Source organism: Spirillospora sp. NPDC029432 (genome assembly GCF_040703975.1).
GTDB lineage: Bacteria > Actinomycetota > Actinomycetes > Streptosporangiales > Streptosporangiaceae > Spirillospora.
Map to the genome: position 1 here is coordinate 36,864 of NZ_JBEZWH010000064.1, position 7,573 is coordinate 44,436.

Annotated in this window: 8 protein-coding genes; 3 read left to right on the forward strand and 5 right to left on the reverse strand. The window is 74.5% G+C overall.

Features of this window, described 5'->3' with window-relative positions; genetic code table 11:
- The coding region (locus AB0881_RS33630; protein ID WP_366623568.1) for a serine/threonine-protein kinase at positions 1-454 on the reverse strand (454 nt) is incomplete at its 3' end.
- Between the two features lie 117 nt (positions 455-571).
- Positions 572-1,231 carry a TetR family transcriptional regulator gene (locus tag AB0881_RS33635; protein ID WP_366623570.1) on the reverse strand — a complete coding sequence of 220 codons (660 nt, stop codon included), beginning with the start codon at positions 1,229-1,231 and terminating at the stop codon, positions 572-574.
- A gap of 276 nt (positions 1,232-1,507) precedes the next feature.
- On the opposite strand from AB0881_RS33635, the gene AB0881_RS33640 reads away from it, so the two are divergent.
- The 3 genes from AB0881_RS33640 (at position 1,508) to AB0881_RS33650 (ending at position 5,639) form a co-directional block, all read left to right on the forward strand.
- The gene (locus tag AB0881_RS33640) at positions 1,508-1,780 is read left to right on the forward strand and encodes a hypothetical protein (RefSeq protein WP_366623572.1); all 273 of its coding nucleotides are present in this window, start codon (positions 1,508-1,510) and stop codon (positions 1,778-1,780) included.
- Positions 1,781-1,939: 159 nt separating this feature from the next.
- Positions 1,940-2,215 carry a DUF6504 family protein gene (locus tag AB0881_RS33645; protein WP_366623574.1) on the forward strand — a complete coding sequence of 92 codons (276 nt, stop codon included), beginning with the start codon at positions 1,940-1,942 and terminating at the stop codon, positions 2,213-2,215.
- 7 nt (positions 2,216-2,222) lie between these two features.
- A complete protein-coding gene (locus AB0881_RS33650; protein ID WP_366623576.1) occupies positions 2,223-5,639 on the forward strand; it encodes a DNA polymerase III subunit alpha in 3,417 nt (1,138 codons plus the stop codon).
- A 1-nt stretch (position 5,640) separates the two neighbouring features.
- Here the strand turns inward: AB0881_RS33650 and AB0881_RS33655 are convergent, their stop codons facing one another.
- The 3 genes from AB0881_RS33655 to AB0881_RS33665 all read right to left on the reverse strand — a co-directional run bounded on the left by AB0881_RS33655 (position 5,641) and on the right by AB0881_RS33665 (position 7,434).
- Complete coding sequence (locus tag AB0881_RS33655) at positions 5,641-6,309, reverse strand: DUF4328 domain-containing protein (protein ID WP_366623578.1); 669 nt, start codon at positions 6,307-6,309, stop codon at positions 5,641-5,643.
- 85 nt (positions 6,310-6,394) lie between these two features.
- On the reverse strand, positions 6,395-6,727 hold the full coding sequence (locus AB0881_RS33660) for a hypothetical protein (protein ID WP_366623580.1): 333 nt from the start codon (positions 6,725-6,727) through the stop codon (positions 6,395-6,397).
- 56 nt (positions 6,728-6,783) lie between these two features.
- Entirely contained in the window at positions 6,784-7,434 is a 651-nt protein-coding gene (locus AB0881_RS33665; protein ID WP_366623582.1) for a response regulator transcription factor, read from the reverse strand.
- Between the last annotated feature and the right edge of the window lie 139 nt (positions 7,435-7,573).

The following is a 7,573-nucleotide window of genomic DNA, read 5'->3' on the forward strand; positions in this document are numbered from 1 at the left end:
GCACGTTGGCGGGCTTGAGGTCGCGGTGCACGATCCCGGCGCCGTGGATGGCGGCCAGCGCGGTGGCCATCCCGACCGCCAGGCCCTCCAGGTCGGAGCCGGACAGCGGGCCGCGCTCGGCGACCGCGCGTTCCAGGCTGGGGCCCTCGATGTACTCGGTGACGACGTACAGCGGCTCGTCGTCGATCTCGGCGTCCAGGACCGGCGCGGTGCAGAAGCGGCGGACCTGGCGGGCCGCGGTCACCTCGCCGCGGAAGCGGGCCCGGAACGTCTCCTCGCTGGCCAGCTCCCTGTTGATCACCTTGACCGCGACCGGGTCGCCGGCGGTGTTCTCGCCCAGGAAGACCGTCCCCATCCCGCCCCGGCCGAGCCGGGCGAGCAGCCGGTAGCTGCCGAGTTCCCGGGGGTCTTCGGGCCGGAGGGATTCGGCGTTCTCTCCTACGCGCATGGTCATGCTGTTCCTGGGGTCGAGGGGGAGCCGTCCTGACCAGAAACCTTAGCGGCACTCGGGTATATACGTGTTCACTCCGGGCTGCCGGACCCGCGCGGAGGCCCGGACCCGCCCGGCCGGTCACACCCAGCCGGGGAGGCCCTCCCGGGCCAGCGCCATCGTGCTCTCGACCCGGGCCGCCATCGCGGCGGGGTCCCAGACGCCGTGCCGGGCGCAGTCCTCGAACGCCACCCGGATCGCGGCGGTGTGGAACGCGACGATCAGGTGCGGCCTGATGTCCTCGGCGGGATCGACGCCCTGCCGCCGCGCGATCATCGCGGCCAGCTCGTGCTCCATCGCCGCCACCCGCGTCAGGTGCGCCGCCGTCAGCGCCGGGTTGGACTCGATCACCTGCCGCACCGCCCGGAACCGGGCGCTGTCGGCGGGCTCGCTCTCGGCGATCATGCGCAGTACGGCGCGTACCGACTCGAACAGCGCGGTGAGCGGCCGCTCCTCGGCCGGCCGGCCCTCCAGCGCCCGCACCATGGCCTGGTCCTTCTCCTGCTGGAGCCCGATGACCAGGTCTTCCTTGGTGGCGAAGTAGCGGAAGAAGGTGCGCTGGGAGACCGGTACGGCGGCCACGATCTCGTCGATCGTCGTGGCCTCGTAGCCCTTGGTGCGGAAGAGCTCCAGCGCGGCGTCGATGAGCGCCGTGCGGGTCTGCCGCTTCTTGCGCTCGCGCCGCCCGCAGCCGCCGGCGGGACCCGGGACGTCGCGGCCGGCGGGGGCGGCCGCGGTCATCGGCGGACTCCCGCGGGGTGGGGGCGGGCCGCCCGCGTCAACGCGGTGACAGGCACATCATCGAAGTGTACGCGGAGTGAACGCGTAAGGGTGTAGTAACTCTGTGTAACGAAGGATTGCGGAGAGTCAGGGAAGGAAGACCTCACCTACCTTCCCGGATAACCCCGAGGTGATCACTTGTCACGGGCCATGCTGGTCGGAGGTCACCGGTCGTCGCCGTCCGAGCGCCGCTCGCCACGGGACGACCGGGATCTCAACCACCAGAGGCGGATGATCGTGTCAGTTGTCGATGCGCAGGAGTTCGCCGAGGTCCGGCGCCACCATCTCGCGGCGCTCGCGTACGAGGCCGAGGCGCGCGGGCTGCGGTGGCGGCTGGCCGGTCCGGAGGAGTCGGTGCTGGCGGTCCTGGGGCCCCGTTCCCGCCGCCAGATCATGGTCGTCGCGACCCCGGCCCGGGGCGGCTGGAGCTATCTGTGGCCCGGCGGCGGGATCGCCGACGTGGCCGAGGTCGCGGGCGTCGCCGACCGGCTGGTACGGCTGCTCGTCTAAGCCTGACCTGCGCTTTCCCGCCCCTCGATCCCGAGCCCGCCCCGCCTTGCCTCCCGGGTCCCGGCTTCCCTAGACTCGGTAACGAACACATGTTCGAACGGGCCGCATGCCTTCTTCCCCCGTGCGGTGATCGAGAGACACAAAGGGCGGGGGAGGCAGATGACGCGCGTGTTCGGCGACCCGGTGGACGTCTGGGTGACCGACGGGCGCCCGGTCCGGTTCGTCTGGCGGGAGCGGCTCTACACCGTACGGCGGGTCCTGGAGCACTGGGTCACGACCCGCGACTGGTGGCGGGAGCAGCAGCCCGAGTCCGACGTGACCGGGGAGCGCGAGTTCTGGCGGGTGGAGGCCACCCCCGAGCGGGAGATCGGCGTCTACGAGCTGCGCTACGACGCGGCCACCGACGTCTGGACGCTCTCCCGCGTGTGGGATTGAGGCCGCCGTGCACCTGCATGTCGCGTCCTCGTACTCGCTGCGCCACGGCGTCGCGCCCCCGCGCGCGCTCGCCGAGCGGGCGGCCGGCCTCGGCATGGAGACGCTCGCCCTGACCGACCGCGACGGCCTGTACGGCGCGGTGAAGCACGTCCAGGCCTGCACGGCGGCCGGCGTCCGCCCGGTCGTCGGCGTCGACCTGACCATGGCCGGCCCCGTGCCCGAGCCCGCGCGCGGAACGGCCGGCGCCTCGGCCGGTGCCCGCTCGGGCGGTGGCCGGTCCGGGCGGGCGGCGGGGGCCGCCCGCGACGCGGGGGAGCCCGCCGGGCAGGAGCGGGCCGTGGTGCTGGCCACCGGGAAGGCAGGGTGGGGATCGCTGTGCCGGCTGGTCACGGCGGCGCACGCGGCGGGCGAGCGCGGCCGGCCGGTGGCCGGCCGGGAACTGGTCGGGGCGCACGCCGAGGGCCTGGTCGTGCTGCTCGGCCCGCGTTCGGACGTCGGGCGCGCGATCGCCGGGCGGCGGCCCGACCTGGCGGCGGCGCGGCTGGCGGCCTGGCGGGAGACGGCCGAGGTCGCCATCGAGATCGTCGACCACCAGGCCAGGGGCGACGGGCACCGCGCGGCGCGGATGCTCGCGCTGGCCCGCGCCGCCGGCGTCCCGGCGGTGCTGGGGAACGCGGTCCGCTACCTCGATCCGGCCGACCATCCGGTGGCGCAGGTGCTGGACGTCGCGCGCCGGCTCGTGCCGCTGCACCGGCGGCACCTGGAGGACCAGACCGGCCAGGCGTACCTCAAGCCGGTCGCGGAGATGCGCCGGGTCGCCGAGCTGAGCTGCGGGCGCGAGGAGGCCGCGGAGCTGCTGGCCGAGACGCGGCGGCTGTCCGAGCGCTGCGCCCTCGACCCCGGCGCCGACCTCGGCATGGACCGGGTGCACCTGCCGGACGCGGGCGACGACCCGTACGGGCGGCTCGCGGCCAGGTGCGAGGAGGGGCTCGTCCGGCGCGGGCTGGACCGGTCGGCGGAGGCCGCGCGGCGGCTGGCGCACGAGCTCGGCATCATCGCCCGCAAGGGGCTCGCCCCGTACTTCCTCACCGTCGCCGACGCCGCCGCGCTGATCCGCTCGCTCGGCATCCGCTGCTCGATCCGCGGCTCGGGCGCGGGCAGCCTGGTCAACCATCTGATCGGGATCGGCGACGTGGACCCGCTCCGGCACGACCTGGTGATGGAGCGCTTCCTGGCCGACAGCCGACCCGGGCTGCCGGACATCGACCTGGACGTGGAGTCCGCGCGGCGGCTGGACGCCTACCGCGCCCTCTTCGACCGGTACGGCTCGGACAGCGTCGCCTGCGTCTCGATGATGGAGACCTACCGCGCCCGCAGCGCCATCCGCGACGTCGGCGGGGCGGTGGGGCTGCCGCCGTCCGAGATCGACGCGATCGCCAAGGCGTTCCCGCACGTGCGGGCCCGGCAGATCCGCACCGCCCTGCACGAGCTGCCCGAGCTGCGGCAGAGCAACCTGGCGCGGGGGCAGCTGGACGTGCTGTTCCGCATCGCCGAGCGGCTGGACGGCCTGCCCCGGCACATCGCGATGCACCCGTGCGGCGTGCTGCTGTCCAACCCCACGCTCCGCGACCGCACGCCGGTGGAGCCGAGCCTGCTCGACTTCCCGATGAGCCAGTACGACAAGGAGGACGTCGAGGCGATGGGCCTGCTCAAGCTGGACGTCCTGGGCGTGCGGATGCAGTCGGCGATGGCCCACGCGGTCGCGGAGATCGACCGTACCGTGGGGGAGCGGGTCGACCTGGAGGCGGTGCCGCACGACGACGAGCCGACGTTCGAGCTGATCCGCACGTCCCGGACGCTCGGCTGCTTCCAGATCGAGTCGCCGGGCCAGCGGGAGCTGATCGGCAAGCTCCAGCCGCGCACCTTCGCCGACCTGGTCATCGACATCTCGCTGTTCCGCCCGGGGCCGGTGAACTCCGACATGGTCACCCCGTTCCTGGAGTCCCGGCACGGCCGCCGCGCGCCCGCGTACCCGCACCCCGACCTCGAACCGGCCCTGCGCGAGAGCCTCGGCGTGGTCGTCTTCCACGAGCAGGTGCTGCGGGTCGTCGACGCGATGACCGGCTGCGGGCTGTCCGACGCCGAGGCGGCCCGGCGGGCGCTGTCGTCGGAGGAGGGGCAGGCGCAGGTCGGTGAATGGTTCCGCGAGCGGGCCCTCGCCCGCGGGTACGAGGAGGCCACGGTCGCCTCGGTGTGGCGGATGCTGACCGCGTTCGGGGCGTTCGGGTTCTGCAAGGCGCACGCGGCGTCGTTCGCGCTGCCGACGTACCAGTCGGCCTGGCTGAAGCGGCACCATCCCGCCGCCTTCTACGCGGGCGTGCTCACCCACGATCCCGGCATGTACCCCAAGCGCGTCATCCTCGACGACGCCCGCCATTCCGGCGTGCCGGTCCTGCCGCTGGACGTCAACCGCTCGGCCGCCGACTGGCGGGTGGAGGACGGCGGCATCCGGGTGGCGCTGGACGAGGTGCGCGGCATCACCGCCGCCGAGACGGAGCGGATCGTCGCCGGCCGCCCCTACACGTCCCTGACCGACTTCTGGAACCGCGCCCGCGTCTCCCGCCCCACCGCCGAGCGCCTCGCCCTGGCCGGCGCCTTCGACTCCCTGTACGACCCCGGGACGTCCCGCCGCGACCTGCTCTGCCGGGTGGGCGCCCTGGACCGGGCGGCGGCGCGCCCGCCCGCCGAGGGCCAGCTGCCCCTCGGCGACCTGGTCGAGGAGATCCCGGCCGGCGAGCTGCCGCCGATGACGCCGGGCGAGATGGTCGAGGCGGAGCTGGACATCCTCGGCATGGACGTCAGCCGCCACGTCCTGACGTTCTACACCGAGCTGCTCGACCACCTGGGCGCGGTCCGCGCCGCCGACCTCCCCGATCACCGGCACGGCGAGGAGATCCTGGTCGCCGGGGTCAAGGTCGCCACCCAGACCCCGGCCGTACGGTCCGGGCAGCGCGTCATCTTCGCCACCCTGGACGACTCGACGGGCCCGGTCGACCTGGCGTTCTTCGAGTCCGTCCAGGACCGCTGCGCCGCCACCCTCTTCGGCTCCTGGCTGCTGCTCGTCCGGGGGAGGCTCCGCCGCCCGGGCGCCCGCGCCGTGTCGCTGACCGGCATCGACTGCTGGGACCTGGCCGTCCTGGACGAGGCGTGGCGGCGGGACGGCCCCGAGGGGCTGCGCCGGGCGATGGCCGCGCGCGGCCCGGCCGGGTGGTCCCCGCGCCGGCCGACCCGCCATGTCACCTACGCCAGCGGCTTCGCGATGTCGCCGTACTCCGACATCGGCCACGCGGGCGAGTCGGTCAAGCGTCCCCCGGCCGGGCTCTGGCACAGCAGCCAGGGCAGCTCCGGCCCCACCCGGCCGTGACTCAGCGCTGCTCCCTGGTGATCTCGAAGACCGTGGCCATGCAGAGGGCGGCGGCGAGGGCCTGGCAGGCGGTGGCGGCCACGCCCACATGGACGGCGAAGCGCGCCTCGGCGAGCGTGTGCACGCTGCTGAGCGTGAAGACCTTGGCGAGGCCGACGCCGAGCACGGCGCAGGTCCACCAGCCGGTGACGATCATCGCGGCGGCGTGCCGCTGGGGCGCGCGGAAGCGGCCGCTGGTGACCCAGACGTCGTACACGATCCGGGGCGGGACCCACAGGTTGACCAGCGGGCAGAACCAGCCGAGCAGCACCCACGCGCGGTGGTGGCGGTGCGGGCCGGGGGACTGGCCGTACGCGCGCCACAGCCAGGCGAGGTAGAGCAGGCCGGTCACCCCGGCCATGACCGCGCAGATCACGAACACGTCGGTGTACGGGGCCAGCGCCTCGGCGGTGCGGGCCGGGTCGTAGGTGTCGTGCGTGGCGCGGTGCAGCGGGCGGATCAGCCGGATCAGGCTGATGCCGGAGCCGAGGGCGATGAACGCGTTGAAGCCGAGGAGCATGAAGACGGCCACGCCGACGGCGCGGAAGTCGCGGCGGCGGGCCCAGGCGCCGCAGGCCGGGCAGCGCGTCACCTCGGTCGGGATGATGTCGCCGCACGTTGCACACGGCATGATCCACCTCCGCGGGACGGCTCGGCCGATGTCCGGATCCTACGGACGTTTGACCGATGCCGCCGCGCGGGGGTTCGGCGCGCGTTCAGATTCCCGGCATCCAGCGGGTGGCGAGGAGCGCGAGGGCGGCGGCCGCGGCGGCCCAGGCCGCGAGCCGGGGGAGCGTGCCGGTGGCCAGGAGGCGGCCGGGGCGGAGGCCGGTGACCAGGATGAGCGCCCACCATTCGGCGGCGAGCGCGATCGTGCCGTGCAGCGACCCGAAGCCGGTCACCGCGCAGAAGAGGACCACGCCGGGCCCGGTCATCAGATGCGCCAGCAGGGCCGTCCGGCGCGCGAAGCCGGCCGGGGCCCGGGCCAGGCCGAGCGTGACCGCCAGCCAGCCCGTGACCGCCAGCAGCCACAGGGCCAGCAGCGGCACGGGGATGCCGTTCAGCGACTCGGGTAGCAGCGCCGATCCTCTCGTCCGGTCACGGGTCAGCGCATCAGGCCGGTTTCCCAGGCCCAGGCGGCGATCTCGACGCGGTTGCGGGCGTCCAGCTTGCGGAAGACGCTGCCCAGATGCGTCTTCACCGTGGAGAGCGACACGAACAGCTCCCCGGCGATCTCGTCGTTGGTCCGGCCCCGCGCGATGAGCCGGACGACGTCGAGCTCGCGTTCGGTGAGCGTCTCGCGGGGCGGGGCGGACCCCGCGCCGGCCGGGGCGGCCAGCCGCTCCAGGAGGCGGACGGTGACCGTCGGGGAGACCAGCGACCCGCCGCTGGCCGCCGCCCGCACGGCCTCCACGAGCAGCGCGGGGCCGCCGTCCTTGAGCAGGAAGCCGGCGGCGCCGCCGCGCAGCGCGCCGTAGACGTACTCGTCCATGTCGAACGTGGTGACGATCACGATCCGGAGCGGGTCGGGCACCGCCGGGCCCGCCAGCACCCGGGTGGCCTCCAGGCCGTCCATCCCGGGCATCCGGATGTCGAACAGGCACACGTCCGGGCGCAGCTCGCGGGCCAGCGCGACCGCCCGGACGCCGTCGGGGGCCTCCCCGACCACCTCCATGTCCGGCTGCGAGTCGATGATCATCCGGAATCCGGTCCGGACCATCTCCTGGTCGTCGGCGATGAGTACGCGGATGGTCACGCGGGCGATTCTCTCAGGTACCCGGAATGACCGCGACGACCTCCCAGCCGCCCTCGGGCCGCGGCCCGGCGGTCAGCCGCCCGCCGATCGCCTCGACCCGCTCGCCCAGCCCGGCCAGCCCGAACCCGCCGGACGGCAG